The 25,801-nt window shown below is 30.6% G+C and carries 28 protein-coding genes, 1 tRNA gene and 1 pseudogene; 26 read left to right on the top strand and 4 right to left on the bottom strand.

Annotated features, from left to right (window positions below):
• Positions 1–40: 40 nt before the first annotated feature.
• The 8 genes and pseudogenes from jag to ACFWTK_RS05715 all read left to right on the top strand — a co-directional run bounded on the left by jag (position 41) and on the right by ACFWTK_RS05715 (position 8,087).
• Positions 41–670: pseudogene (gene jag, locus ACFWTK_RS05750) on the top strand (RNA-binding cell elongation regulator Jag/EloR).
• 183 nt (positions 671–853) lie between these two features.
• On the top strand, positions 854–2,233 hold the full coding sequence (gene mnmE / locus ACFWTK_RS05745) for a tRNA uridine-5-carboxymethylaminomethyl(34) synthesis GTPase MnmE (RefSeq protein ID WP_415875119.1): 1,380 nt from the start codon (positions 854–856) through the stop codon (positions 2,231–2,233).
• A gap of 9 nt (positions 2,234–2,242) precedes the next feature.
• Positions 2,243–4,138 (top strand): tRNA uridine-5-carboxymethylaminomethyl(34) synthesis enzyme MnmG, encoded by a 1,896-nt coding sequence (gene mnmG, locus ACFWTK_RS05740; RefSeq protein WP_415875168.1) that lies wholly within the window; start codon positions 2,243–2,245, stop codon positions 4,136–4,138.
• A gap of 56 nt (positions 4,139–4,194) precedes the next feature.
• Positions 4,195–4,866, top strand: coding sequence for a 16S rRNA (guanine(527)-N(7))-methyltransferase RsmG (gene rsmG, locus ACFWTK_RS05735; protein ID WP_415875167.1), 672 nt, complete (start codon positions 4,195–4,197; stop codon positions 4,864–4,866).
• A gap of 83 nt (positions 4,867–4,949) precedes the next feature.
• Positions 4,950–5,729 (top strand): nucleoid occlusion protein, encoded by a 780-nt coding sequence (gene noc / locus ACFWTK_RS05730; protein WP_415875118.1) that lies wholly within the window; start codon positions 4,950–4,952, stop codon positions 5,727–5,729.
• 190 nt (positions 5,730–5,919) lie between these two features.
• Positions 5,920–6,687 carry a ParA family protein gene (locus ACFWTK_RS05725; protein ID WP_415875117.1) on the top strand — a complete coding sequence of 256 codons (768 nt, stop codon included), beginning with the start codon at positions 5,920–5,922 and terminating at the stop codon, positions 6,685–6,687.
• A gap of 6 nt (positions 6,688–6,693) precedes the next feature.
• Positions 6,694–7,539, top strand: coding sequence for a ParB/RepB/Spo0J family partition protein (locus tag ACFWTK_RS05720; protein WP_415875116.1), 846 nt, complete (start codon positions 6,694–6,696; stop codon positions 7,537–7,539).
• Between the two features lie 44 nt (positions 7,540–7,583).
• Complete coding sequence (locus ACFWTK_RS05715) at positions 7,584–8,087, top strand: DUF4446 family protein (RefSeq protein ID WP_415875115.1); 504 nt, start codon at positions 7,584–7,586, stop codon at positions 8,085–8,087.
• Between the two features lie 36 nt (positions 8,088–8,123).
• Here the strand turns inward: ACFWTK_RS05715 and yyaC are convergent, their stop codons facing one another.
• Positions 8,124–8,741: a spore protease YyaC gene (yyaC, locus tag ACFWTK_RS05710; protein WP_415875114.1), complete on the bottom strand. Its 618-nt coding sequence runs from the start codon at positions 8,739–8,741 to the stop codon at positions 8,124–8,126.
• A gap of 170 nt (positions 8,742–8,911) precedes the next feature.
• Here yyaC and ACFWTK_RS05705 point away from each other — a divergent pair, with 170 nt between their 5' ends.
• From ACFWTK_RS05705 to ACFWTK_RS05645, 13 genes are all read left to right on the top strand, one after another.
• Positions 8,912–9,127, top strand: a complete 216-nt coding sequence (locus ACFWTK_RS05705; protein WP_415875113.1) for a DUF951 domain-containing protein — start codon at positions 8,912–8,914, stop codon at positions 9,125–9,127.
• A gap of 124 nt (positions 9,128–9,251) precedes the next feature.
• Positions 9,252–9,539, top strand: coding sequence for a 30S ribosomal protein S6 (rpsF, locus tag ACFWTK_RS05700; RefSeq protein WP_415875112.1), 288 nt, complete (start codon positions 9,252–9,254; stop codon positions 9,537–9,539).
• Between the two features lie 11 nt (positions 9,540–9,550).
• Positions 9,551–10,009 carry a single-stranded DNA-binding protein gene (locus tag ACFWTK_RS05695; protein ID WP_415875111.1) on the top strand — a complete coding sequence of 153 codons (459 nt, stop codon included), beginning with the start codon at positions 9,551–9,553 and terminating at the stop codon, positions 10,007–10,009.
• Positions 10,010–10,050: 41 nt separating this feature from the next.
• Positions 10,051–10,290 carry a 30S ribosomal protein S18 gene (gene rpsR, locus ACFWTK_RS05690; protein ID WP_415875110.1) on the top strand — a complete coding sequence of 80 codons (240 nt, stop codon included), beginning with the start codon at positions 10,051–10,053 and terminating at the stop codon, positions 10,288–10,290.
• Between the two features lie 128 nt (positions 10,291–10,418).
• The gene (locus tag ACFWTK_RS05685) at positions 10,419–10,736 is read left to right on the top strand and encodes a MazG-like family protein (RefSeq protein WP_415875109.1); all 318 of its coding nucleotides are present in this window, start codon (positions 10,419–10,421) and stop codon (positions 10,734–10,736) included.
• 11 nt (positions 10,737–10,747) lie between these two features.
• Positions 10,748–11,749 carry a DUF2232 domain-containing protein gene (locus ACFWTK_RS05680; RefSeq protein ID WP_415875108.1) on the top strand — a complete coding sequence of 334 codons (1,002 nt, stop codon included), beginning with the start codon at positions 10,748–10,750 and terminating at the stop codon, positions 11,747–11,749.
• A gap of 3 nt (positions 11,750–11,752) precedes the next feature.
• Positions 11,753–13,735 (top strand): DHH family phosphoesterase, encoded by a 1,983-nt coding sequence (locus ACFWTK_RS05675; protein WP_415875107.1) that lies wholly within the window; start codon positions 11,753–11,755, stop codon positions 13,733–13,735.
• Positions 13,735–14,178 (top strand): 50S ribosomal protein L9, encoded by a 444-nt coding sequence (gene rplI, locus ACFWTK_RS05670; RefSeq protein WP_415875106.1) that lies wholly within the window; start codon positions 13,735–13,737, stop codon positions 14,176–14,178. Before ACFWTK_RS05675 ends, rplI begins: the two co-directional genes overlap by 1 nt.
• Before the next feature lie 126 nt (positions 14,179–14,304).
• The gene (gene lonC / locus ACFWTK_RS05665) at positions 14,305–16,155 is read left to right on the top strand and encodes a Lon family ATP-dependent protease (protein WP_415875166.1); all 1,851 of its coding nucleotides are present in this window, start codon (positions 14,305–14,307) and stop codon (positions 16,153–16,155) included.
• Between the two features lie 28 nt (positions 16,156–16,183).
• Positions 16,184–17,521, top strand: coding sequence for a replicative DNA helicase (locus ACFWTK_RS05660; protein ID WP_415875105.1), 1,338 nt, complete (start codon positions 16,184–16,186; stop codon positions 17,519–17,521).
• A 92-nt stretch (positions 17,522–17,613) separates the two neighbouring features.
• Positions 17,614–17,689: transfer RNA gene (locus tag ACFWTK_RS05655), tRNA-Thr, on the top strand.
• Between the two features lie 170 nt (positions 17,690–17,859).
• The gene (locus ACFWTK_RS05650) at positions 17,860–18,063 is read left to right on the top strand and encodes an alpha/beta-type small acid-soluble spore protein (RefSeq protein ID WP_415875104.1); all 204 of its coding nucleotides are present in this window, start codon (positions 17,860–17,862) and stop codon (positions 18,061–18,063) included.
• Between the two features lie 245 nt (positions 18,064–18,308).
• A complete protein-coding gene (locus tag ACFWTK_RS05645; protein ID WP_415875103.1) occupies positions 18,309–18,500 on the top strand; it encodes an alpha/beta-type small acid-soluble spore protein in 192 nt (63 codons plus the stop codon).
• A gap of 71 nt (positions 18,501–18,571) precedes the next feature.
• On the opposite strand, the gene ACFWTK_RS05640 is transcribed toward ACFWTK_RS05645, so the two are convergent.
• Complete coding sequence (locus ACFWTK_RS05640; protein WP_415875102.1) at positions 18,572–18,874, bottom strand: hypothetical protein; 303 nt, start codon at positions 18,872–18,874, stop codon at positions 18,572–18,574.
• 107 nt (positions 18,875–18,981) lie between these two features.
• On the opposite strand from ACFWTK_RS05640, the gene ACFWTK_RS05635 reads away from it, so the two are divergent.
• The 4 genes from ACFWTK_RS05635 (at position 18,982) to ACFWTK_RS05620 (ending at position 23,246) form a co-directional block, all read left to right on the top strand.
• Positions 18,982–20,679 carry an alpha/beta hydrolase fold domain-containing protein gene (locus ACFWTK_RS05635; RefSeq protein WP_415875101.1) on the top strand — a complete coding sequence of 566 codons (1,698 nt, stop codon included), beginning with the start codon at positions 18,982–18,984 and terminating at the stop codon, positions 20,677–20,679.
• Between the two features lie 132 nt (positions 20,680–20,811).
• Positions 20,812–21,375 carry a hypothetical protein gene (locus ACFWTK_RS05630; RefSeq protein WP_415875100.1) on the top strand — a complete coding sequence of 188 codons (564 nt, stop codon included), beginning with the start codon at positions 20,812–20,814 and terminating at the stop codon, positions 21,373–21,375.
• A gap of 154 nt (positions 21,376–21,529) precedes the next feature.
• Complete coding sequence (locus tag ACFWTK_RS05625; protein WP_415875099.1) at positions 21,530–22,387, top strand: DegV family protein; 858 nt, start codon at positions 21,530–21,532, stop codon at positions 22,385–22,387.
• 22 nt (positions 22,388–22,409) lie between these two features.
• A complete protein-coding gene (locus tag ACFWTK_RS05620; RefSeq protein WP_415875098.1) occupies positions 22,410–23,246 on the top strand; it encodes a DegV family protein in 837 nt (278 codons plus the stop codon).
• Positions 23,247–23,353: 107 nt separating this feature from the next.
• Here ACFWTK_RS05620 and ACFWTK_RS05615 read toward each other — a convergent pair whose 3' ends face one another.
• Entirely contained in the window at positions 23,354–23,749 is a 396-nt protein-coding gene (locus ACFWTK_RS05615) for a CoA-binding protein (protein ID WP_415875097.1), read from the bottom strand.
• Positions 23,750–24,004: 255 nt separating this feature from the next.
• Between ACFWTK_RS05615 and ACFWTK_RS05610 the strand changes: the two genes are divergently transcribed.
• On the top strand, positions 24,005–24,991 hold the full coding sequence (locus ACFWTK_RS05610; protein WP_415875096.1) for a biotin--[acetyl-CoA-carboxylase] ligase: 987 nt from the start codon (positions 24,005–24,007) through the stop codon (positions 24,989–24,991).
• Positions 24,992–25,052: 61 nt separating this feature from the next.
• Here the strand turns inward: ACFWTK_RS05610 and ACFWTK_RS05605 are convergent, their stop codons facing one another.
• Positions 25,053–25,598, bottom strand: coding sequence for a biotin transporter BioY (locus tag ACFWTK_RS05605; RefSeq protein ID WP_415875095.1), 546 nt, complete (start codon positions 25,596–25,598; stop codon positions 25,053–25,055).
• Positions 25,599–25,801: the final 203 nt, after the last annotated feature.

Here is a 25,801-nt window from a genome sequence, read left to right as displayed (position 1 = left end):
TATGCCTTATTTTGAGTTTAGGAAGGCTGGTGTATTGGGTATGAAATCTATACAGATGAATGGAAAGACTGTAGAAGAAGCTGTTCATAATGCTTTAAGGGAGCTCAATGTAACCGAAGGATAAAGTCGATATAAAAATTATAGATGAAGGTAGTAAAGGTTTATTTAAGTTATTTAAAGGAAAAGATGCCATAGTAGAAGTAACTCTTAAAAATGATTATATGGAAGATGCTAGGAAGTTTTTAAGAGAAATTTTAAATGCTATGGGAATATTAGCTGAAATAAAGATTAAAGAAATGATGATATAGTAAACATCAATCTGATAGGTCCTAACATGGGACTTATTATAGGGCATAGAGGAGAAACGCTGGATTCGCTTCAGTACTTAGTGAGTTTAGTTATTAATAAAAATAATGATGGTAAATATAAAAAGGTTATATTAGATACTGAAAACTATAGATTAAAGAGAGAAGAAACCCTAAAAAGGCTTGCAACAAAAATAGCCTATAAAGTTAGAAAAACCAATAGAGCTGTAAAATTGGAGCCAATGAATCCTTATGAAAGAAGAATTATTCATGCTGCTCTTCAAAATGATTCATATGTAGTTACCTATAGTGAAGGTGAAGAACCTTATAGAAAAGTAGTTGTTGATTTAAAGAAGAAAGCCTAGTACAAAAAGGCTTTCTTTTAATTTTTAATAAAAAAGTTTGGATATGTTCTATGTAAATGTTAATATTAAATTTGTAAGATAGGAATTTTAATTATTTTAGAAAAAAACAGCTGAAAGTACAGTATTGCTATTGAAATTATAGATGTATATATAGTAAACTTCAAATTTAGAGAGGGTGAAATTATGAAAGAATTTGATACTATAGCAGCTATTGCTACAAATTTAGGTGAGAGCGGAATATCAATAATAAGAGTTTCTGGAGATAAAGCTCTAAAAATAGTAAGCAGTATTTTTAAAGGTAAAAATGATAAAAAATTAGACGATATAAAGACATATACCATGAGATATGGATTTATTATAGATAAAGATACAGGTGAAACTTTAGATGAAGTTATAGTAAGCTATATGAAGGGACCTAGAAGTTTCACTGCTGAGGATACTGTAGAAATAAACTGTCATGGTGGAGTAGTAGTTACGAAAAGAATATTGGAAGAAGTTATAAAAGCAGGTGCAAGGATTGCAGAACCTGGAGAGTTTACTAAAAGAGCCTTTTTAAATGGAAGAATTGACTTAAGCCAAGCAGAAGCAGTCATTGATATAATAACAGCTAAGACAGAGCTAAGTGCAAAATCCGCTTTAGAGCAGTCTGGTGGTAAGATTTCCAGGGAAATAAATGAGCTTAGACATGGACTCCTTGAGATTATAGCGGCTATAGAGGCTACTGTTGATTATCCTGAGGATGATCTAGAAGAGGTTACTTCTGAAAAGGCTAAAGCACAAGTTGAGGATATATTAAAATCAGTGGAAACATTGTTAAGCAGTGCTGATGAAGGTAAGATATTAAGAGAAGGATTGAATACTGTAATTGTTGGTAAGCCAAATGTTGGAAAATCATCTCTTTTAAATGCTTTGCTTATGGAATCTAGAGCTATTGTAACAGAGGTTCCAGGAACTACAAGAGATATAATAGAAGAATATATAAGCATAGATGGAATACCTATTAAAATTGTTGATACAGCAGGAATTAGAGAAACTGAAGATGTTGTTGAGAAAATAGGTGTAGAAAAGTCAAGAGAAAAAATAGAAAGTGCTGATTTAGTGGTTTTAGTGTTGGATGCAAGTAGTAAGATAGATGAGGAAGATAGAGAAGTAATTGAATTTATTAAAGATAAAAAATATGTAGTTTTACTTAATAAAACCGATTTAAGACCGCAAATAGATAAAGATAAAATTAAGGATTTAAATTCAGATTATATTATAGAAATCTCAGCAAAGACTGGAGAAGGATTAGATAAATTTAAACAAGTGATTAAAGAATTATTCTTTAAAGGAGAAGTTACAGCCAAGGAAGTAATGATTACTAATGCAAGACATAAAGAAGCCTTGATAAGAGCTAGAGAAAGTTTAATTGCAGCTATAGGAGCTTTAGAGAATACTTTTGCAATAGATTTAGCATCTATTGACCTTAGAAATGCTTGGAAAATTTTAGGAGAAATAAATGGTGATACAGTAGAAGAAGATATAATTGACACTATATTTTCTAAATTCTGCTTAGGAAAATAGTAGGAGGATATTATGAGATATTTTGCAGGTGAATTTGATGTTGTTGTTATTGGGGCAGGTCATGCAGGTTGTGAAGCTGCTCTTGCTAGTGCTAGACTAGGAGCTAAGACAGGTGTATTTGTTACAGACTTAGCAAGTGTTGCTATGATGCCGTGTAATCCGAATATTGGTGGTACAGCTAAAGGTCATTTAGTAAAAGAAATTGACGCTTTAGGTGGGCAAATGGGAATTAATATAGATAATACATATATTCAGTCCAGAATGCTAAATACATCTAAAGGACCAGCTGTACACTCTCTTCGTGCTCAGGCAGATAAGCATAGATATTCACAAACAATGAAGCACACTTTAGAAAAGACTGAAAATTTATATCTAAGGCAGGGAGAAATTGTAGAAATAGATATAGAAGAAAATAAAGTTAAGGGTGTTTCAACTCGAAATGGAGCATATTATAAAACAAAAGCTGTAATTTTGGCTACAGGAGTTTATTTAAAATCAAAGATAATAATTGGTGAAGTTGAATATGAAAGTGGTCCAAGTGGACTTATGGGAGCAAATTATTTATCTCAAAGTTTAATAAAACATGGTGTAAGACTAAGAAGGTTTAAAACAGGAACTCCAGCTAGGATTAATAGAAGGTCCGTTGATTTTTCAAAGATGGTTGAGCAAAAGGGTGATGAAGAAGTAGTACCTTTCTCCTTTATGAGCGAAAACATAGAAAGAGAACAAGTTTCATGTTATTTAACTTATTCAACAGATAAAACTAAGAATGTTGTACTTGATAATATTCATAGATCTCCTTTATACAATGGCTCTATAAAAAGTGTTGGACCAAGATATTGTCCTTCCTTTGAAGATAAAATCATGAGATTTCCAGAGAAGCAGCAGCATCAGATATTTATTGAACCAGAAGGAGAAAATACAGAAGAAATGTATGTAGGAGGAATGTCAAGTTCTCTTCCAGAAGAAGTACAAGTTCAAATGATAAGAAGTGTAATAGGACTTGAAAATGCAGAAATTATGAGAACAGGATATGCTATAGAATATGACTGTATAGATCCTACTCAGTTAAAGCTAAGTTTAGAATTTAAAGAAATTAGTGGACTTTTCTCTGCAGGACAGATAAACGGAAGTTCTGGATATGAAGAAGCAGCTAGTCAGGGATTAATAGCAGGTATAAATGCAGCTTTAAAAATTCAAAATAAGGAGCCTTTGATTTTAAAGAGATCTGATGCTTATATAGGAGTTTTAATAGATGACTTGGTAACTAAAGGTACAGAGGAACCATATAGGATGATGACTTCCCGCTCAGAATATAGATTATTGTTAAGGCAGGATAATGCGGATCTTAGACTTACTGAAATTGGTCATAGAGTTGGACTTGTAACTGAAGAAAGGTATGAGAAATTTTTAAAGAGGAAAAATGCTATAGATAGTGAGATTGAAAGAATAAAAAATCTTCAAATTACTAATAAACAAGAAGTTAATGAGTTCTTAGAAAAGTTGAATTCAGTACCTTTGAGAAAACCTATAAGCTTATATGAATTAATAAAAAGACCTGAACTAAACTATTATATGGTAGCTCCATTAGATCCAGAAAGACCAAATCTTTCAAAAGATGTCCAGGATCAAGTTAATATTATGTCAAAATATGAAGGATACATTCAAAAGCAGTTAGAGCAAGTAGAGCAATTTAAAAAGATGGAGAATAAGTTGATTCCTGAGGAGTTTGATTATAATTCTGTTAAGGGACTTAGAATAGAAGCCGTTCAAAAGTTAAGTAAAATGAGGCCTGTAAATATGGGGCAGGCATCTAGAATTTCAGGAGTATCTCCAGCTGATATATCAGTTCTTCTAATAGCGCTTGAACAATATAATAAAAGAGTGAATGCCAAGGAGGAATAGGATAATTGGGTAAAGAGTATTATGATATATTAACAGCTGCAGCGAGTAGTGTGGATATGGAGCTTGATGATACAAAATATGAGAAGTTTATAAAATATAAAGATTTATTAAAGGAATGGAATCAAAAAGTTAATCTTACGGCTATAACAGAGGATGAAGAAATAATAAAAAAGCATTTTATAGATTGTATGAAAATATTTAAGTTTAAGCCATTAAAAGAAGCAGAAAAGATTATTGATATAGGAACTGGAGGAGGATTTCCAGGTATACCAATAAAAATCATGAGACCAGATATAGAAATTGTTTTATTAGATTCACTAAAAAAGAGAATAAATGTATTAAATGATATTTTAAAAAATATAGGAATTGATGATGTATCTACTGTACATGGCAGAGCTGAAGATTATGCTCAAACTTCTGAGTATAGGGAAAAGTTTGATGCAGTTGTTTCAAGAGCAGTAGCTAATTTGGCTGCACTAAGCGAATTTTGTTTACCTTATGTAAAAGTTGGAGGCTACTTTATAGCAATGAAAGGTCCTGCTGTAGAAGATGAGGTCATAAATGCCAAAAGAGCTATTGGAATTTTAGGTGGTAAATTGGAGGATATAATAGAGGTTGAAATAGAAGATAGTGATTTAAATCATAACTTGGTGGTTATTAAGAAGATAAAAAATACTCCTAAACAGTATCCAAGGAAAGCAGGAACGGCTGCTAAAAAACCTTTATAATGGTTGTTGTGTTTTAAAGTATTGAGAAATTTATATAATTTTACAACATAGCTTAGTGCACTAAATGAAGGGATGGGGAAGTTATGCAAAAAGATGTAAAATATATATCTGTCAATGCCATTGTTCCTAATGCTTATCAGCCAAGAAAGTACTTTAATGAAGAGGCAATTGAGGAATTGGCTCAATCTATAAAAACTTATGGAATAATTCAACCTATTTCCGTAAGAAAACTAGAGGAAGATAAATATGAAATTGTTGCAGGCGAAAGAAGATTTAGAGCAGCAAAAAAGATAGGACTTCAAGAAGTACCAGTTATAATTATAAATATTGATGATAAGGATTCTGCTGCAATTGCTCTATTAGAAAATATTCAAAGAGAAGACTTGAATTTTTTAGAAGAGGCACAAGCTTACTATAATTTGATAAAAAAGCATAATTATACTCAAGAACAACTTGCAGATATAATTGGAAAGAAGCAATCTACTATAGCAAATAAGCTGAGAATTTTGAAGTTAGATGAGAAAATAACAAAAATAATATTAGAAAATAATTTAACAGAAAGACATGCAAGAGCTCTGTTGAAATTGCCTACTGTTGAATTACAGGAAAAGGTCATAAAAGCTGTTATAAAAAGAGGGTTAAATGTAAAGGCTACTGAGGAATTAATAAATAAAGAGTTACTAAAAATTAGTGGTAAGGAACTTGCAGCTGATGGTAAGAAAAAAATTAAAGGAATTTTTAATGCTAGAATATATGTTAATACAGTAAAACAAGTTTTTGATAAGTATGGTGTACGAGCTACTTATAGAAGTAAGGATTTAGATGATAAAATTCAGATTATAATAGATGTACCTAAAAAGTAGAACTTATTTTAAATTTTTAATGTTTCACGTGAAACAAGCACTTGAATTTCTTATAATTGAGAAATTTAGGTGTTTTTTTTACTTTTTAATATTTATAAATATACTATAAGATATTATAATGGATATAATGGTTAATGTTTATAAAAACACAGAAAAATATTACTATATTTAATTATTAGGGGGGGATGAGATGAAGACTATATGTGTTTTTAATCAGAAAGGCGGAGTTGGAAAAACAACTACTAATATAAATTTATGTTCTAATTTAGCTATGAATGGACATAAAGTATTAGCTATAGATATAGATCCTCAGGGAAATACCACAAGTGGTCTTGGAATTGATAAAAAAAGTATACAATATTCTATTTACGATGTATTAGCCTCTAATGTTTCAATTAAAGATGCTATTATTAAAAGCGAACTTATCAATAATTTGTATATACTTCCGTCTAATATGGAATTAGTGGGAGCAGAAATTGAATTGATAGATAAAGAAGATAGAGAAACTATTTTAAAGCGAGAAATAGAAGCTTTAGAAGATGAATTTGAGTTTATATTCATAGATTGTCCGCCATCTCTAGGTTTTTTAACCATAAATGCTTTAAGTGCTGCTAATAGTGTTTTAATTCCTATACAGTGTGAATTTTATGCTTTAGAAGGAGTAAGCCAGCTAATTAGCACTATTCAACTTGTTAAAAAGTCTTTAAATAAGAACCTAGATATTGAAGGAGTTTTGCTGAGCATGTATGACAGCAGAACTAAATTATGCAATGAAGTTGCAGCGGAGGTTACTAAATACTTTAAGGATAAAGTTTATAAGACAACCATTCCTAGGAATATAAGATTAGCAGAAGCCCCAAGTTTTGGATTGCCTATTATGCTTTATGATGATAAGTGCAGGGGATCTGAAGCATATGAAAAATTAGCAAAGGAATTTTTAAAAAACCAAGGAGTGTGATAAACATTGAGTAAGAAGTATGGACTGGGGAAAGGATTGGGCGCATTAATACCCGATGAAATTTCACAAGAAGATTCAACAATGAAAATTGATATTAACTTGATAAAGGCTAATAATGACCAGCCAAGAAAAAATTTCGATGAAGAAAAGATTACACAATTATCAGAGTCTATTAAGGAACATGGAATAATTCAACCATTAGTTTTAAAGAAAGAAGGAAGATTTTATACTATAATTGCTGGAGAAAGAAGATGGAGAGCTGCAAAAAGCATAGGATTAAAAGAAGTTCCTGCAGTGATTTTAGATTTAAATGATAAGGAAATACTAGAAGTTTCTTTAATAGAAAATATTCAAAGAGAAGATTTAAACCCTATTGAAGAGGCGGTAGCTTATAAAAAGCTTATTAATGACTTTTCTTTAACTCAAGAAGAAGTTAGTAGAAGAATTGGCAAGTCTAGAACAGCAATTGCAAACTGTATGAGATTATTAAATTTAGATACTAGGGTTCAGGAATATCTCATAGATGGGGTAATTAGCGAAGGGCATGGAAGAGCATTGTTAGCTGTAGAAGATAAAGAAACTCAGTATAAATTAGCTCAAACTATAATTGATGAATCTTTAAGTGTTAGACAAATCGAAGCACTGATTAGAAGTATGAATAAAAAGAAATCAGAGAAAACTGTTAATAAAGAGAAGGCTATTAATCCTTATTATGCAGATATAGAAAGCAAATTACAAAACCTGTTTAATACTAAGGTAAGTATAAATTCTAAAGGTAATAAAGGTAAAATTCAAATAGAATATTATTCAGAAGAAGAACTGCAAAGAATTATGGATATATTAAAATTATAATTTAATGTTTCACGTGAAACACAATTTAGAGGAGGACATAATAAATGAAAGAGATGTTAGGCATTTTAGAACAATTTCAACCATACATAATAGTAAGTCTTTCTATTATTACAGTAATATTAATTATAGCTATAATAGTTATTCTAAACTCTATTAATAAATTAGAAAACAAATATAGAAAATTAACTAGAGGAGTTAATAATAAAAATTTAGAAGAGGTTGTATTAAGCTATTTTGATAGAATAGATGAAGTAGAAGAAAAGACAGAAGAAATAAAATCTCAACATGAAGAATTAATTAATAGACTAAAGAATTGCACTCAAAAAGTTTCAATGGTAAGATATAAAGCTTTCGAAGATATTGGAAGCGATTTGAGTTTTTCAATAGCTATGTTGAACGGAAATAATGATGGAATTGTACTTACGGGAATTTATGGAAGAGATGAAAGTATAGTTTATGCAAAGCCAATAGATAAAGGAATTTCAAGATATGAGCTTTCAGAAGAGGAAGAAGAAGTTTTATTAGATGCATGTAATAAGGTAAATTAAATATAAATAAGCTCCAAAGATAATTATCTCTGGAGCTTATTTATATTTAACCTTTAAACTTTCAACAGTGCTGGACAATGCCAGATTAAAGTTGGACTTTTTTTTGCTTCCTACTGTTTTTAGTATAGAATGATATATTCCTCGAGAAATAACATCAGCTAAATGCATAACTGTATATAATCTTGTATTTTGAAGGACCATAAATTCTAAAGTACCTGATATATTAACTATTCCTGTTATACTGAGGTTCCCAACTGAAGGCAGTTTTTTATTCATAGCTGCTCCTGGAGATAAAGGTTTATCTTCTATGACTATATTTCCGATATTTTGGAGACTGCCAAGACATGCATCTATAGCTATTATGTACGGATCATTATATTTAAGATTTATTTCTTCTATTACTGAACATAGATTTTTGGCATGAACAGGATGCTCTAAGGTTCCATATAAAATAAATTCATCACTAAGAATATTTTGTAATTTATGTCCTATTAGTGGTCCAAGACTATCTCCAGTTGATCTATCTGTACCGATGCAAAGAAAAATAATAGGACGTTTAGATTTTATTATTTTGATAAGTTTTTCAGAAAGGATATCTCTAAGTTTATATACTGAATCTATTTCCATGGAGTTTAAAGTTAATTTACTACTCATTATAAAAAACCTCCTTTTCCATAATTATTTACAAAAGTAAGATTTTTTATACTTTGAATACCTAAGGAGTTAATAGAATATTTATAAAAATATAGATAGACATGATATCATTTAATATATTATGTTATAATTAGAATACATTAAAAACTTAAATGTAAAGGGGTAAAGATATGGTAAAGGAATTTTATTTAGGGGACATAGTTGAAATGAAAAAAGAACACCCATGTGGGAGCAAAGAATGGGAAGTAATAAGATTAGGGGCAGATGTAAAGATTAAGTGTTTAGGATGCGGGAGAATAGTTATGCTTCCAAGAAGTCAATTTCAAAAAAGAGTGAAGAAAATAGTAAAACAAAATTTGCCCCAAAATCAGCAAGATAATGTTTAAAACGACTTTAGGTGGAAATAAAAAATAATATCTTGATTTTTATTGGGATAAATGATAAAATAAACAAATGTAGTCCCTGCTGTGATATTCACAGCCGTTAGTCCGAGGGGAGGAGGTGAAATCAATGAGAAATTACGAAGCACTATTTATATTACAACCATCTCTTGAAGAAGAAGCTATAAAAGCTAATATCGAGAAGTTTAAAGGTGTAATAGAAAATGCTGGAGGAGTAATTGATAACGTTGATGAGTGGGGTAAGAGAAAACTTGCTTATCCAATAGACAAAGTTAACGAAGGATATTACACTCTAATCAACTTCAAAGCTAATCCTGAATTACCTAGAGAATTAGAAAGAATATTCAGAATTACTGATGGAGTTATGAGATACATGGTAATCAATCCTGAAAAGTAGGCGGTGCAAAGATGAATAGAGTTGTGTTAGTTGGAAGATTAACTAAAGACCCAGAGCTAAGATTCACTCCAGGAACAGGAAGAGCTGTTGCATCTTTCACTTTAGCTGTTAACAGACGTTTTAAAAGCCAAGGTCAACCTGATGCAGATTTTATACCTATAGTAGTATGGGGAAAAACAGCTGAGAACACAGCTAATTATGTAAGCAAAGGTAGACTAGTTGGAGTAAGTGGCTCAATACAAACTAGAAGTTATGAAGCTAAAGATGGTACTAGAAGATATGTGACAGAAGTTGTTGCTGATGAGGTACAATTCTTAGAGTCTAGAAATGCAGTTGCTAACTATGATAGAAGTGAATCTATTCTTCAAGGAGATAATCATAGTATTCCATCAGATAGTAATGACATATTTAATCAAAACGGGTATGAAGATGAGATTACCCCAATTGATGATGGTGATATACCATTTTAACTAATTCGGTTTATAAATAAAAAGGTAAGGAGGGAAATAGCATGTCTTTCGTAAATAAAAAAGGTGCAAAGAGAAGAAGAAAGAAAGTTTGCGCTTTCTGTTCAGATAAATCTGCTTTCATAGATTACAAAGATGTAAACAAATTAAGAAAGTATGTTACAGAAAGAGGTAAAATTCTTCCAAGAAGAATTTCTGGAAACTGTGCTAAGCATCAAAGAGAATTAACAGTGGCAATAAAGAGAGCAAGAAATGTTGCTTTATTACCATTCACAACAGACTAGTATAACAATAAGGCAGTGTCAAAAGGACACTGCTTTTTTACATATAACAAATAAATTAAACTAAAGTTGCATACTAAGGGAAAAATAACTAAAATATATATATAGGATGACTTAGGGGATGGTGTTATATGAATAAGGAAGACTTTAATATCATGTCAAGTATAAGAATAATTGAAAACCTAAAGGCTGAACTCTTATGCATTATAGGAGATTTTTTTAAATTACTAGCTAGAGGAAGCAATATTGCTCAAGATGCTATTTTAGAATGTATTTCTGGGGCAATAATAATATTATATATATTAGGAGAAAGATTAGGATATTCATATGAAGAAGTAGATGAAGATATGAAGAAGAAGCTTAAAATAGGAATAGCTGAAGGTGATGTAATTGAAAAGGAAACTAAGAATTTAAGTAAGTTACATTCTTATTTGAATAGTAAGCGTTAGTGGAGGATAAGATGAAAAAAGAAAAGTACACAGCAAAGGTAATAACAGAAACAGCAATCATGTTTGCCTTGGTTTTTTTGATTTTATTAATTACTGCATATGTACCTATTTTATCAGACGTAGGAATGTTTATTTTGCCTATTCCAATAACATTATTATATGTAAGGCATGATACAGGAATAGCTTTAATTGCAGTAATTATGAGTATGGTCTTAGCAGCAATTTTTTATAACCCAATATCTGCATTAGTATCAGGGATAAGTTATGGGTTTACAGGGATTAGTCTAGGATATTGCATAAAGAATAAAAAAAGCAGTCAGGCGGCCATACTTATAGTAGGTGCAGCTAATATTATCAGCAATATTATAAAATTTATGATATATGCTTTTTTAGTCAATAAAAAAGGACTAGTTGAATATATAAATCTTACTGTAGAGGAGCTTAAAGGAGCCTTTGTAGAAAGTAGAAATATATATATAAGTATGAATGCTCCTCAGGAAGCTATAAATTCTATAAACCAGTTTATAGATTATTTAACCGTTGAAAATTTAATAATAATAATACCTATAGCGCTAATTATAAGCAGTTTAATCCAGGCGTACATAAACTATTTTTTAACACAAAAAACTTTGAAAAAGCTAAGATATGAAATTCCACCTTTGGTGTCTTTTACTAGAATATATATTCCTAATAGATTTTTGGCTGTGCTTATAATAATAGAATGTTTGGGAATAATATTAAATTCAAGAGATGTATCATGGGCTGTTTATGCAGTTGGAATAGGACATTTAATAATATCATTTGTATTGTCTCTTGATGGAATGGCGTATCTTGCCTATATCCTAAGGGAAAGAGCAAAACTACCTAAAGGTGTAATAATTATAATGTTCATTATAGGAATATTTACACCTATATTTTCTAGTGCATTTTCTATTCTAGGACTTATGGATATAATATTAAATCTAAGAAAACTTGACCCAAATCCAATAAGAGTAATTAAGCCGAGGGAATAATATATGAATAATAATTTTTTTCTTGAACACAACAAGCTTTCAGTTTATGCCATTGCTTTACTTATTTGCGTTTTTTTTATATTAGGTCACTTTATAGTAGGAGGTATATTCTTATTACTGTATATAATTTTTGTAGTATATAATATAAAAGAATCAAAGACGAAAAAGGATGAGTGGAAAAGGCTTCTAGAGGAGTTTTCTTCAAAATTAGATATTTCCTCAAGAAATGTATTAGTTAATTCACCTTTTGCATTAATTATTGTGGAAAATAAAGGCAATATATTATGGTATAACCAGTTCTTTCTAGACATTCTTGAAAAAGAAGATTTTTTAGGTAAAAAGGTTCAGGAAATTATAAAAGAAATAAATATGGATGAAATAATTAATGAGAAAAAAAGGTTTTTTGAACATGTCAACATAAAAAATAGGTACTATAATGTTTTTGTAAATATAAACAATAAGCCATCTACAAAGGACAATGCTATAATCTTGTACTTTTATGAAGTCACTCGTGAAGTTGAGCTAGGTAGAAAAATAGAAGAAAATAGATATTCTATAATGCATGTAGAAGTTGATAATTTAAGTGATGTTTTAAAAACTACAGAAGAAGATAAAGCTGTAATCTTATCTGCTGAAATAGAGAGAACTTTAATAAATTATGCACAAGCTTTAAAGGCAATGATTATAAAATATTCTTCAAGTAAGTATGCAATTGTAGCCCATTATAAAAATATAGAAGAAGAAATGAAAAAAAATTTTGATATATTAGATGAAATAAGAGAAATAAATTATGGCAACAAATTAACTGTTACTCTTAGTATAGGAGTAGGATGTGATGGAGATACTCCACTCCAAAATCATGAATTTGCTATGTCGGCTAAGGAACTAGCTTTAAGCCGAGGAGGAGATCAGGTAGTTGTAAAGACAAAGGATAAGCTAGAGTTTTTTGGAGGAAAGACTAAGGAGTTTGAAAAAAGAACTAAGGTAAGGGCAAGAGTTATTGCTCATGCTTTAGTTAATTTAATAAATGAAAGCAGTAAAATATTTATAATGGGACATATTAATCCAGATATAGATGCTTTAGGTTCTGCAATAGGGATTAGGAGCGTAGTGAAGGCTCTTGGAAAAGATGTATTCATTGTATTAGATAAAGTTAATAGTGGAATAGAAAATCCTATAGAAAGAATAAGGGAAAATAATCTATATGATGATATATTTATTTCCAAGGAAATTTGTTTAAGAATTTGTGATGCTAATAGCCTACTTATACTTGTAGATGTAAATAGCAGAGAGTATGTTCAAAATAAAGAATTGTTACAGGCTATAGAAAGAAAGGTAATCATAGATCATCATAGAAAATCTACAACTGCAGTGGAAAACACTTTACTGAGCTATATAGAGCCTTATGCTTCTTCTACTTGTGAACTTGTTACTGAGATGATACAGTATATGATTGAAAATCCTAAGCAGCATATAACATTTTTCGAGGCAGAAATGCTTCTTGCTGGTATATATGTAGATACAAAGAATTTTTATTTCAAGACAGGGGTTAGAACTTTTGAAGCTGCAGCCTACCTAAGACATTTAGGAGCTGATATAATAGAAGTTAAGAAAATGTTTGCTGATCATTTAGAAACTTATTTAAAAAAAGCTGAACTTATAAGCCTTGCAGAGGTTAAAAATGATATAGCCATTGTCCTTTGTCCACCAGATATAAAAGACAATGTATTAGCTGCACAAGTAGCGGATGAATTACTAAATATTACAGGTGTTCAAGCGTCATTTGTTCTTGTTAAAATAGGAGATGAAGTATTTATAAGTGGCAGATCATTTGGCGATATAAACGTTCAGGTAATATTAGAAACATTAGGTGGCGGAGGACATATTACCATAGCAGGCACAAAGATGAGTAATGTTTCTATGGATGAAGCAAAAGAAAAATTACAAAATGCTATTGATGAATACTTAAGGGAAGGTGAGGAGTAATGAAATTAATATTACTAAAGGATGTTAAAGGACAGGGAAAAAAAGGAGAAGTAATAAATGCATCAGATGGATATGCAAGAAACTTTTTAATACCAAGGGGACTTGCTAAAGAGGCAACAGATGCAAATATTCATATTCTGAATAAACAAAAAGAAGCAGAAAGAAAGAAGAAATTAGCTGAAACTGAGGCTGCTCAGAAGGTAGCAGAAGAATTAAGAAATAAGGAAATAAAAATAAGTGCTAAAGCGGGAGAAGGCGGAAGATTATTTGGTGCTATAACAAGTAAAGATATAGCAACTGAACTAAAAAAACAATACAACGTTGAAGTAGATAAGAAAAAGATAGTAGTAGGAACTATCAAAAACATAGGAACTTATGAGGCAGAGATTAAGTTATATCCTGAAATTTCTACAAAAATTAAAGTTATAATCGAAGAACAGTAGCTCTTAAAGAAGGGGGGATACCTGAGGGAGAGCATCTGAAATAAGCTTTCTTAAGGGTGAAATATATTGAAGTTTTCAGTAGTAGATGAGAATCTAAAAAACGCAATTGATTTTATAAAAGATACTATGCCTATAGAAACACAAGTTAATATACTAGACGAAGTAATGAGAAAGGTTATAGATGAAAGAACTATTAAAGCAAGAGTTGTAAAACATAAGCTTAGCAAATACCTTTATAGCGATGATATATATAAAAGGCTCTATGCTATAAACAAGATTGCAAGTGATGGTGAAGGTATAGATATAGTACCAGATGACAATAATTTAGTAGAAGCTATAGAAAGCACTAAAAAATATATAGCTGAAACCATTGCTAGAAGATATGTTGAAAATAGCATAGAAAAAGAAGTTGAGCAGGTTGTTTTAGAAAAGCAGGAAAAGTATATAGATGAAATAAGGCTTGGAATTATTAGAAAGAAAAAGGGTTCTGAAAATGCAAAGACTCTAAAGAAATATGCGAAATTAGAATTGTTGAACTCTAAAAAACTTTCTAAGAACATTCAGTCCATATTAAGGCCTCAAGCTTTTTCTGAGATTGTAGGTCAGGAAAGAGCTATAAAGTCACTTTTATCTAAAATAGCTTCTCCATATCCACAGCATATAATTCTTTATGGGCCTCCAGGAGTTGGAAAAACTACAGCGGCAAGGCTTGCATTAGAAGAAGCTAAAAAACTAAAATACACACCTTTTGATAATGATGCTAAATTTGTAGAAGTGGATGGAACAACTCTAAGATGGGATCCAAGAGAGATAACTAATCCATTATTAGGTTCAGTGCATGACCCTATATATCAGGGAAGTAAAAGAGATTTAGCAGAAATGGGTGTACCAGAACCAAAGCCAGGCTTGGTTACAGAAGCTCATGGTGGGGTATTATTTATAGATGAAATAGGAGAATTGGATACTACACTTCAAAATAAGCTGTTAAAGGTTTTAGAAGATAAGAAAGTTGAATTTTCATCATCTTATTATGATCCAGACGATGAAAATATTCCTAAGTATATAAAATATCTATTTGAAAATGGAGCACCAGCAGATTTTGTTTTGATTGGTGCAACAACAAGAGAGCCAAGTGAAATAAATCCAGCTTTAAGATCTAGGTGTACAGCAGTTTATTTTGAGCCATTATCTTCAAAGGATATAGAAAGTATAGTAAAAAATGCAGCTAAAAAGCTAAATGTAGAACTTGAAGATGGAGCAGCTGAACTCATAAGCAGATATACAATAGAAGGAAGAAAAGCTATAAATATATTAGCAGATGCATATGGATATACTTTATACAATGAATTAGGTTCTGTAGAAAATATGAAAATAACTATTAAATCTGTGGAAGAGATTATATCTATAAGCAGGCTTACTCCTTATGAACAAATTTCAGAAGAAGAAAAGTATGAGGTAGGCCATGTTTATGGACTTGGAGTTAGCGGCTATGTTGGATCTACTATAGAAATAGAAGCTGCAGTTTTTGAAGCAAAGGAAAAAGGCAGAGGAAGAGTAAGATTTAATGATACTGCAGGAAGTATGGCAAAGGATTCTGTTTTTAATGCTGCCTCTGTAATAAGAAAAATCACAGATAAAGATATTAGTGATTATGACATTCATGTCAATGTAATAGGGGGAGGACGCATAGATGGTCCTTCAGCTGGTGCTGCAATTACTATTTCTATTATAAGTGCCCTTTTAAATAAACCTATAAGACAAGATACAGCTATAACAGGAGAAATATCTTTAAGAGGAAAGATAAAGCCAGTTGGAGGTATATTTGAAAAGGTGTATGGTGCTAGAAGAAAGGGAATAAAGCTTGTATTAGTTCCTAAAGACAATATAAATGAAGTTCCAACAGGTTTAAATGATATTGAAGTTAAAGCAATTGATAATATAGATGAGCTAATTAAAATTGTTTTTAAGGATAAATAATTTTAACTAGATAGTAGGAGAGATTGCAATGGAAACAACACCTCTTAGAGTTTTACCACATAATCTTCAAGCCGAGCAAAGAGTGCTGGGCTGCATGCTTATAGACAAGACATCTATAGCTCAGGCTGCAGAGGTATTAAGGGGAGACGATTTTTATAGGGAAAGTCATAAAATTATTTTTAATGCTATAGTAGAATTATATTCAAAAGATATACCCGTGGATATGGTAACTCTAATAGAACACTTGCAGTCTACAGAGAAGCTGCAGGCAGTTGGAGGAATGACTTATATAGGTGAACTCAGTAGTTCTGTAGAATCTACAATTAATCTTAATTCTTATGTAAAAATAGTAGAGGAAAAGGCTATTTTGAGAAAACTTATAAAGGCATCAGCAGATATAATGGAAGAATGTTACTCAAAACAAGACGATGTTCCTAAAGTATTAGATGGTGCGGAAAAAAGAATTTTTGATATAGCTGAAAAAAGAATAACTAGTGATTTTGAGCCTATAAGTGTAGTTCTTGAAAGAGGCTTTGAGCAGATAGAAAAAATGTTTAACCAAAAGGGAGAGACTACTGGAGTTCCTACAGGATTTCCAGAGCTGGATGCACAAACCTCAGGTCTTCAGCCTGGAGATATGATACTAGTTGCAGCAAGACCTTCTATGGGAAAGACAACTTTTGCTGTAAATATTGCTCAATATGCAGCAATAAGAGAGGGCAAAAGCGTAGTTATATTTTCTTTAGAAATGTCAAAAGAACAGCTGGCAAACAAAATACTTTGTGCTGAGGCTAATATTGATATGTTGAAGCTTAGAACAGGAAATTTAGAGGATAGTGATTGGGAAAGAATAGCAAGAGCTTCAGGTCCAATTGCTGCTTCTAAAATATTTATAGATGATACACCAGGAGTATCAGTTATGGAAATGCGTTCTAAGTGCAGGAGATTAAAAATAGAACATGGAATAGATTTAATAGTAATAGACTATCTTCAGCTTATGACAGGAAGTAGCCATTCAGAGAGTAGACAGCAAGAGGTATCTGAGATTTCAAGATCTATAAAGGCTTTAGCTAAGGAAATGCATTGTCCTATCATAGCTCTTTCTCAGTTATCTCGTGCTCCTGAGCAGAGAGCTGATCATAGACCTATGCTATCTGACCTTAGAGAATCTGGTTCTATTGAGCAGGATGCTGACCTTGTTATGTTTTTATATAGAGATGAATACTATAATAAAGAATCAGAAGATAAGAATGTAGCAGAATGTATAATCGCAAAACAGAGAAACGGCCCAGTTGGCACAGTAAAACTTGCTTGGCTTGGACAATATAGTAAGTTTGGAAGATTAGATGTTATACATCGAGAATAAAAGTATGCAGTGTATATGCTGTATGCTTTTTTCTTTTTTATAATATTGAAAAAAATTTTTATAAGTATTAAAATAAAACATATGATAAAAATGCTCCTATAGCTCAGATGGTAGAGCAACTGATTCGTAATCAGTAGGTCGCAGGTTCGATTCCTGTTGGGAGCACCATAGTTTGTAAGGCTAGATTATTTTTTGAATAAATATAGATAATATACTTTATTGCTATGCTGTGGTACAAGTTCCTTTAATTTAATAGTTTAATAAGTTGCTATAAGAACAAAATATTAATACTTAACAAATGCTTAAGTACTTATTAAAAATATGAGGAGGAATTTAATATGGCAAGCAATAACAATAATAGAGTATTAGTACCAGAAGCTAGAGAAGGACTAAACAAATTCAAAATGGAATCTGCTCAAGAAGTAGGAGTAAATCTTAAAGAAGGATATAATGGAGACTTAACTTCAAGAGAAGCAGGCTCAATAGGCGGACAAATGGTTAAGAAAATGATAGAATCTTACGAAAGAAATAATCTAAAATAAAAATAAAAAAATAACTCAAAAGCATAGCTTTTGGGCTATTTTTATTTTTTGATATATAACTAAAAAAATAAATTTATATTTACATAATATGAGTGTGGAATCTTATGGTACAAGTTCCTTTAGTTTAATAGTTTAATTGATATTCATAAGCGCAAACTACTAATACTTAATTAATAGCTAATTATTAATTAAGTAATGGTTTGAGTTAATATTATAAAAATTGATTTAAAAAGGAGGAAAAAAATATGGCAAGAAATAATAGAGTGTTAGTACCAGAAGCTAGAGAGGGGTTAAACAGATTCAAAATGGAGGCTGCTAAAGAAGTAGGAGTAAATCTTAAAGAAGGATATAATGGAGATTTAACTTCAAGAGAAGCAGGTTCAATAGGCGGACAAATGGTTAAGAAAATGGTAGAAAGTTACGAAAGAAATCTATAAGTTTTATAATAAAAAGGAGCTAGAGATAAGCATTTCTCTAGCCCCTTTCTTTATATAAATTTAGTCATTATTTATTCCTGCAAAATTTCTATATTTGCCCCACATTTCTTTGCAAGGTCTGCAATATCGCCTATGGGATTTTTTTTGTCAAATAATTTTCTTAGTTTAACTAGTAGGCATATACCGCTAGGAGAGGTAACTTCAATAAAACCTAAACGAAGAGTTGCTCCTGCAGGTATAGATATTCTAATAATAGTTCCAGGTTCTTCTGGACAAAATTTTGGTTGAGGATTAGGTTTATAATTATTACCACAATTACCATAATTATTGAAGTTAGTATATATAGGCTTGTCCTTCCTCCTTTCAAGCTTCATAATACATACTATTCATACCTAATAAAATTTGTTACATATATGAATTGGATTTATGAAAAAATAAATTATGACCTTGATATTAAGAAAATTTTGCTGGGGGAATTCATGTGAATTTAAAGCTTGAAAGCGATTATGTGAGAAAGTATTTAGGTAAGTTATTATTAATACTAAACTGTTTATGCGTTATTTTGGGAATTTGCTATATAAATATAAAATATTACACTAGTACCTGGAATGTATTTGGAGTTATATTGATTGCAGCATTAGTAGGAAACTTTTTATTAGCGTATATAAATAATATAGTTTTAATTAAGAAAAATCATAAAGAAATAAAAGTAATTAGGATATTAGGGTATGTATATCTTATAAATAATATATTTGCTATGTTTGGTATGATGATAGGAAATATTACTTTATCCAATTCTTATTTTAATAATTTAAAAGATGATAAATATGTATATATTCTAATTTACTTAAGCTATTTTTCTATATTTATTTTTGGTATGGTCTTATCCTATTTAAGCACTGCAAATTTTAAAATTCAAAATAATTATAATAAAGAAGATAGGGGAAGGATTTTAAAAGGATTTTTTAAAATCCTGTGCTATATAGTTTTAATATTTGGAGTGTTTTTTTCTTGGATTATTCTAACTAGACATGATATAAGAAATCTTGAAGTTTATACAGTAGGATTTTCAGTTTTCTTTGGATTTATCTTTTGGAGCAACCTTATTATACTGCTAAGCTTAAAGGTCAAAGATAAAAACACAAAGATATACTATTTTGTTTCTATTATTGGTACAGCGGTTGTAGTAATATGTATTTTATCCTTTGTTTTAACACCTTATACAATAAAAAAATGTGAGAAAGAGTTTTCTGAAGCTTTTGGAAAGGAGTGGAGAGAAAAGATAGATAAAAATCATAAAAAATATCTTCTAAAAACTCCTTTTTGTATTCCTGCTTACTTTTTAGGTATAGATTCTCACGATTTTGTGGTTAAGAAGGACATAATGTTTTATAAGGGTACTGATAGTAATAAGAAAGAGGTTAAGCTGTATTTTGATGTGTATATGCCTAAAAAATTAGATAAAAGCCTTCCAGGAATAGGAACATGTATTATTCGTATTCATGGAGGAGCTTGGGTTGCTGGGGATAAAGGCGAAATGAACATGCTCCAGATGAATAAGTATTTTGCAGGGCAAGGTTATACGGTGTTTGATATTCAATATGGGCTTTCTAATAACAGCTCTTTGACCTTAGAACTAGGAGAAGGAGATAATGTAAAAGGAAATTTTAATATTGATGATATGATAAAGCATATAGGCATATTTACAAAGTATCTTGAAAGAAATGCTGAAGAATATGGAGCTAATTTAGATTCTGTGTTTATTTCGGGCGGGTCTGCTGGAGGGCATCTATCAACAGCAGCTGCTTTAGCCATAAAGAGCGGAAGATATGATGATATTTTTTCTAATAAAATAAATATAAAGGGAATAATACCTTTCTATCCAGCTAATGGCCTCTCAAATTTAGGAGAAATAGGTGGAAGAGAGGAATTTGTAAATCCTATTTCTTTGGTAGAAAAAAGTAGTCCACCATGTCTCATATATCAGGGAACAAGGGATAGTCTAGTGCCTATAGAACTTTCTGAGAATCTAAAAAATAAATATATATTAAAAGGAAATGAAAGATGTGCAATAATGAGAATGCCTCTAGGAGGACATGGAAGTGATTACTACTTTTCAGGACAATATAATCAGGTGTTTTTATATTATATGGAAAGATTTATTTATATTTATAAGTAGATAATAAAAGCTTACAGATTGCTGTTTCTGTAGGCTTTTTTATTTTAAGATATAAGTTTGGATAAAGTGATTAAAAAATAGTTTATTGGAAATTAATAGAAAGAAAAGGGGTATAAGAAAGGAAGAAAATAAATGAGTTATTTAAAAAAGAATATAAGTAATATTTGTTATGAAGATGAATCAACTAAGTTGGAGATTAGGGACTATTTAATTTCTTTTATGATTGCAATTATATTAAGTAGTATAGTTGTTTATAAAGTATTTAACTTATTTAGTCAGGAAAAAAGTACATTAAATACAAACATAAATAGCAGTATTATGATAAATAATAAAGATAAGACAGTAAAATGTAATTTTGAAAGTTTAGGAAACTGCAGAGAAGCAAGAGATATCGTAAGCGATACACATTCTTTTTTAAACACCATAGTAGGGTGGAATGGTTCACCAGATGAAGATGAATATATGGAATGCAGTAAAGTGGCTGATTTAATTTTAGAAAGGGATAAGATAATAGATTATATGCCATTAAAAAATGACCTTAATGAGCTAGCAAAGGATTTAAGAATTGGATCAGAGAAAAGGGATAAGACATACATTATAAAAGCTCATAGAATTGCACATGACTTGGACTATCACTTTTATAAAACCAATCCATATGGAATTATATTTGGGGTAACAGAAACTTTAGGATATTAATAAAAATCAAATTAGCCGGAAATTAGAAAAAATTTGTAGATAACCGAAAATGAAAATACAAAAAATAGTGCAAAAAGTGTCTATTTTGATATATACTAGGGTAAGTAACCTTTTTAGAATAAATTAATAGATAAGTTATAAAGGAGACGATGGGATGGCAATAAAAATAATCACTGATAGTGGGTGTGATTTGCCCCGCGACATTATAGAAGAATACAATATTGAGGTTCTTCCTTTATTTGTTTACGCAGAAGGCAATGAATACTTAGATGGTGAAAGTATACAGCCGGAAGAATTATATAATAATATGAGAGAAGGAACAATATATACAACCTCTCAAGTGCCTCCAAGCAAGTTTAAAGATGTATTTATTAAGCATGCTGAAAATAAAGATGAGGTTATATATATAGGATTTTCATCACAATTAACAGGAACATATCAATCAGCGATAATAGCTAAAGAAGAGGTTTTGGAAACATATCCTGATTTTAAGATATACACTATTGATACTAAATGCGCTTCCTTAGGGCTTGGTCTAGTGGTATATAAAGCTGCTAAGATGGCTAAGGAAGGAAAGAATAAAGACGAAATCATAAAATCAATAGAATTTAATTCTGAGCATATGGAACATATTTTCACTGTAGATGATTTAGAGTATCTGCTAAGAGGAGGAAGAGTAAGCAGAGCAGCAGCTATGATAGGCGGAATTTTGAATATAAAGCCTGTATTAGATGTGGAAGATGGAAAGCTTATGCCTAAGGAAAAGGTAAGAGGACGAAAAAAGGCTTTAAAAAGAATTGTAGAGATAGCTGGTGAAAGAGGAGTAGATTTAAAGGAACAGATTATTGGTATATCTCATGGTGATGATATGGAAGCTGTAGAAGTGATAAAGAGAATGCTTGAAGAGAACTTTGGATGTAATAAATTTATAATTAACATGGTAGGATGTGTTATTGGAGCACATTCAGGCCCAGGAACCTTAGCTTTGTTTTTTCTTAATGAAAAGGAATGAATATTAAGGAGGAAGTCATTAGATGAATATAAAGATAGTTGCAGATAGCAGCTGTGATTTAACAGAAGACATGAAAAAGGAACTAAATGTGGATATTGCACCTCTCATATTGGAATTGGGAGAAAAAAAGTATGTAGATGATGAAAATTTGGATGTAAAGCAATATGTTAAACATATGGGAGAGTGTCCAACTGCACCAAAAACAGCATGTCCATCTCCTGATGAGTATATGAAGAAATATGAAGGTGAAGAAAGTGTATTTGTAGTAACTTTATCTTCTAAGTTAAGTGGAAGTTATAATAGTGCAGTTTTAGCTAAAAATTTATTTATAGAAGAAGTAGCTAATAAGTTTATTCATGTATTTGATTCTTTTAGTGCCTCTGCAGGGGAAACTCTTATCGCCTTAAAAATCAACGAATTATATAAAATGAACTTTAAAGAGATGGAAATAGTGGAGAAGGTATCAAATTATATTAAGGAGATGAAAACCTTTTTTCTACTAGAGAGCTTAGAGCACCTAGCAAAGGCTGGCAGATTAAGTCCTATTATTGCAAAGTTAGCTAATATGCTTTCCATTAAGCCTATAATGGGTTCTACAGATGAAGGAACTATAAGGTTAGTTGAAAAGACCAGAGGGTATAAAAAGGCATTTAAGAGATTTGTAGAAATCATTGGAGAAGAAGGAAGTAACCTAGAGGACAAAATACTTGCAATTGCACACTGCAACTGTCTTGATAGAGCTCTTAAATTTAAAGAGGAAGTATTAAAAAAATATAAGTTTAAAGATATTGTGATTGTGGAAATGGCTGGGTTAAGTTCTACATATGCAGATGATGGTGGATTAGTAATAGCTTTTTAAATTATGCATATGAAAAGCCAATATCTGCGGTATAATATAAGATTTTATAATAATAAAAGCCTTGAATACGGTAAATTCAAAGCTTTTATTATTATAAACTTCTTATTTTAATCGTGATGAACCTTTACGTTTCTATAAACTGATAAAAGAACAAGAGCACAGCTTTCTATAGCAGTTATTCCATTTTCTTTGCAGTAATCTAATATTTCTTTACTTTCAGCACCTGGTTGAATAAGGACTTTATCTATTCCAAGTTCTTTAGCTTCCTTCATAAAATCAATTCCAAGGGCTGGGTTTATACATAAGTCTATAACATCGATTTTATATGGCACTTCTTTTAAGGATTTAAAGGCTGAACCAGTAGTGTCTTTAGGGTAAACTCCTTTTACATTAAATCCACCATGTTCTAAAGATTTTACAATTTTATAGGCATATTTTGATTGATCTAAAACGTTTCCGATTACTACCCAATTCTTATAATTAAGCAATTCTTGTGGTTCCATAATAAAACAACCTCCTTTTGTGAAAGTATTATCCCCTTGGGGGTATATATATTAATTATATTATATAGTATTAACTAAATAAAGTATAATAATAATTATGTTCTTATAGGTACAATGGAGGATAAAATTTAAGCATATGAAAAGGTGGAAAATATCTATATATGCTATAATAATCATGATAAAAGTTTTCATATGAAATAAATTACAAGATATTTGCAGTTGTTTTTGCCATTAGACTTTAGGAGGAAGTTTACAATGAAAGAAAAAATTATAAACTTGTTAAAGGAAAATGAAAATAATTTTATATCTGGTGAGAAAATAAGTGAAAGTCTAGGGGTTACACGAGCTGCTGTATGGAAATATATAAAAACTCTAAAGGAAGAGGGGTATGAGATAGAATCTGTATCTAGAAAAGGGTATAGGCTTATTTCATCTCCAGATTTACTGACTTATGAAGAACTATCTCCTATATTGAATAATAAGATAATAGGAAAAAGTATAATATATTTGGATTCAGTAGATTCTACTAATACCTATGCTAAAAGGCTAGCTGCTGAAGGGGCTGAAGAAGGAACTGTTGTAATCAGTGAAGAGCAGACAAGTGGACGAGGAAGACTAGGACGTGAGTGGATATCTCCAAAATATAAAGGAATATGGATGTCCATTATATTAAGACCAGATATGGAGCCTATGAGTGTGCCAGGAATTACTCAAGTAGCTGCTGCAGCTGTTTCTAAAGCTCTTAGAAGTTTAGGTGTAAAGGCATATATAAAATGGCCTAATGATATTATATTAAATTACAAAAAAATTTGCGGCATACTAACAGAGATGAGCGGTGAGATTAATAAGGTAAACTATGTCATTGTAGGAATAGGAATAAATGTAAATACAGAAGAATGGGAGTTTCCAGAAGAGGTTAAAGATACTGCCACTTCATTGAAAATAGAGCAGGGAGTGGGTATTGAGAGAAAAAGATTGGCAGCTAAAATATTAGATGATTTTGAAGAACTATATGAAGAGATTGTAATGAAAAACAGTATAAAAACTTCCATAGAAATATGCAGAAAATATTCAATACTCATAGATAAGGAAGTTAAAATAATAAATAGAGGAAATGAGGCTATTGCCAAGGCAATAGGATTAAGTGAAGATGGAAAGTTAATTGTTAAGTATAAAGACGGAAAAATTGATGAAATCATATCAGGTGAGGTATCCATAAGAGGGATAAATGGATATGTATAAGAGAAAGGCTGTCCTAACATTTGTATTTGGGACAGCCTTTTTGTGTTTTTTATATAATTATTTAACCTTCCTGTCTTATTCTAGGGATTATCTTTAATCCAATAAGGGCAGTTATAATACATTTTATCATGTCTCCAGGGAGAAATATGAAAAAGCCTGTCTTTAATGCGGTTGTAAAAGTAATAGAAGTTCCTGTAACATATTTTAATATAATATATAGGTAAGGTACACCTATAAGATAAGTGATAAGTATTCCTAAAGATGAAGCCAAAAATAATCTTATAAAGCTGGGTTTTTTATGCTCTGTAATTTTTCCTACAGCATAGGCTCCAAATATAAATCCCATTAAATAACCAAAAGAAGGTTCAAAAATATATGAAAGACCACCAGGTTTAGTGAACACAGGAAGACCTAAAAGTCCTAGAGTAACATAAGTAATCTGGGATAAGGCTCCTAACTTTGCTCCCAGCATTATGCCGCCAAGGGCAGTAAATAGAAATTGAAGTGTGATTGGAGCTGGTTTTAAAGGAATGGCCAAAAATGCACCTACTGCAGTTAGAGCAGCGAACAATGATACTAAAATCATATCTTTTGCAGTAATTTTCATAAAGACACCTCATTAATAAAAGTATTGTAAACTTAAATAATAAAGTTAGTTTACAATACTTTTAAAGCCTTGTCAATTATTACAACCTAATAACCTGATTCTATATTTATTGAAATAAAGAATAAAAAGCATATTTTAAGAATATAAAATAAATATAGTTTTTTTACATATAAATGTTAAATATGATGCTTAAATATAGTAAT

Origin of the sequence: Clostridium sp. (genome assembly GCF_047777555.1) — a bacterium.
GTDB lineage: Bacteria > Bacillota > Clostridia > Clostridiales > Clostridiaceae > Clostridium_H.
The sequence above is the reverse complement of the archived record's forward strand: the minus strand, read 5'-3'. Positions and strand labels throughout refer to the sequence as shown.

What these genes read in the sequence shown, in the direction of transcription:
- mnmE (WP_415875119.1), top strand. Translation starts at nt 854, where the DNA reads ATGAAAGAATTTGATACTATAGCAGCTATTGCTACAAATTTAGGTGAG.
- rsmG (WP_415875167.1), top strand. Translation starts at nt 4,195, where the DNA reads ATGGAGCTTGATGATACAAAATATGAGAAGTTTATAAAATATAAAGAT.
- noc (WP_415875118.1), top strand. Translation starts at nt 4,950, where the DNA reads ATGCAAAAAGATGTAAAATATATATCTGTCAATGCCATTGTTCCTAAT.
- ACFWTK_RS05725 (WP_415875117.1), top strand. Translation starts at nt 5,920, where the DNA reads ATGAAGACTATATGTGTTTTTAATCAGAAAGGCGGAGTTGGAAAAACA.
- ACFWTK_RS05715 (WP_415875115.1), top strand. Translation starts at nt 7,584, where the DNA reads ATGAAAGAGATGTTAGGCATTTTAGAACAATTTCAACCATACATAATA.
- yyaC (WP_415875114.1), bottom strand. Translation starts at nt 8,741, where the DNA reads ATGAGTAGTAAATTAACTTTAAACTCCATGGAAATAGATTCAGTATAT.
- ACFWTK_RS05705 (WP_415875113.1), top strand. Translation starts at nt 8,912, where the DNA reads ATGGTAAAGGAATTTTATTTAGGGGACATAGTTGAAATGAAAAAAGAA.
- rpsF (WP_415875112.1), top strand. Translation starts at nt 9,252, where the DNA reads ATGAGAAATTACGAAGCACTATTTATATTACAACCATCTCTTGAAGAA.
- ACFWTK_RS05695 (WP_415875111.1), top strand. Translation starts at nt 9,551, where the DNA reads ATGAATAGAGTTGTGTTAGTTGGAAGATTAACTAAAGACCCAGAGCTA.
- rpsR (WP_415875110.1), top strand. Translation starts at nt 10,051, where the DNA reads ATGTCTTTCGTAAATAAAAAAGGTGCAAAGAGAAGAAGAAAGAAAGTT.
- ACFWTK_RS05685 (WP_415875109.1), top strand. Translation starts at nt 10,419, where the DNA reads ATGAATAAGGAAGACTTTAATATCATGTCAAGTATAAGAATAATTGAA.
- ACFWTK_RS05680 (WP_415875108.1), top strand. Translation starts at nt 10,748, where the DNA reads ATGAAAAAAGAAAAGTACACAGCAAAGGTAATAACAGAAACAGCAATC.
- ACFWTK_RS05675 (WP_415875107.1), top strand. Translation starts at nt 11,753, where the DNA reads ATGAATAATAATTTTTTTCTTGAACACAACAAGCTTTCAGTTTATGCC.
- rplI (WP_415875106.1), top strand. Translation starts at nt 13,735, where the DNA reads ATGAAATTAATATTACTAAAGGATGTTAAAGGACAGGGAAAAAAAGGA.
- lonC (WP_415875166.1), top strand. Translation starts at nt 14,305, where the DNA reads ATGCCTATAGAAACACAAGTTAATATACTAGACGAAGTAATGAGAAAG.
- ACFWTK_RS05660 (WP_415875105.1), top strand. Translation starts at nt 16,184, where the DNA reads ATGGAAACAACACCTCTTAGAGTTTTACCACATAATCTTCAAGCCGAG.
- ACFWTK_RS05650 (WP_415875104.1), top strand. Translation starts at nt 17,860, where the DNA reads ATGGCAAGCAATAACAATAATAGAGTATTAGTACCAGAAGCTAGAGAA.
- ACFWTK_RS05645 (WP_415875103.1), top strand. Translation starts at nt 18,309, where the DNA reads ATGGCAAGAAATAATAGAGTGTTAGTACCAGAAGCTAGAGAGGGGTTA.
- ACFWTK_RS05640 (WP_415875102.1), bottom strand. Translation starts at nt 18,874, where the DNA reads ATGAAGCTTGAAAGGAGGAAGGACAAGCCTATATATACTAACTTCAAT.
- ACFWTK_RS05630 (WP_415875100.1), top strand. Translation starts at nt 20,812, where the DNA reads ATGAGTTATTTAAAAAAGAATATAAGTAATATTTGTTATGAAGATGAA.
- ACFWTK_RS05625 (WP_415875099.1), top strand. Translation starts at nt 21,530, where the DNA reads ATGGCAATAAAAATAATCACTGATAGTGGGTGTGATTTGCCCCGCGAC.
- ACFWTK_RS05620 (WP_415875098.1), top strand. Translation starts at nt 22,410, where the DNA reads ATGAATATAAAGATAGTTGCAGATAGCAGCTGTGATTTAACAGAAGAC.
- ACFWTK_RS05615 (WP_415875097.1), bottom strand. Translation starts at nt 23,749, where the DNA reads ATGGAACCACAAGAATTGCTTAATTATAAGAATTGGGTAGTAATCGGA.
- ACFWTK_RS05610 (WP_415875096.1), top strand. Translation starts at nt 24,005, where the DNA reads ATGAAAGAAAAAATTATAAACTTGTTAAAGGAAAATGAAAATAATTTT.
- ACFWTK_RS05605 (WP_415875095.1), bottom strand. Translation starts at nt 25,598, where the DNA reads ATGAAAATTACTGCAAAAGATATGATTTTAGTATCATTGTTCGCTGCT.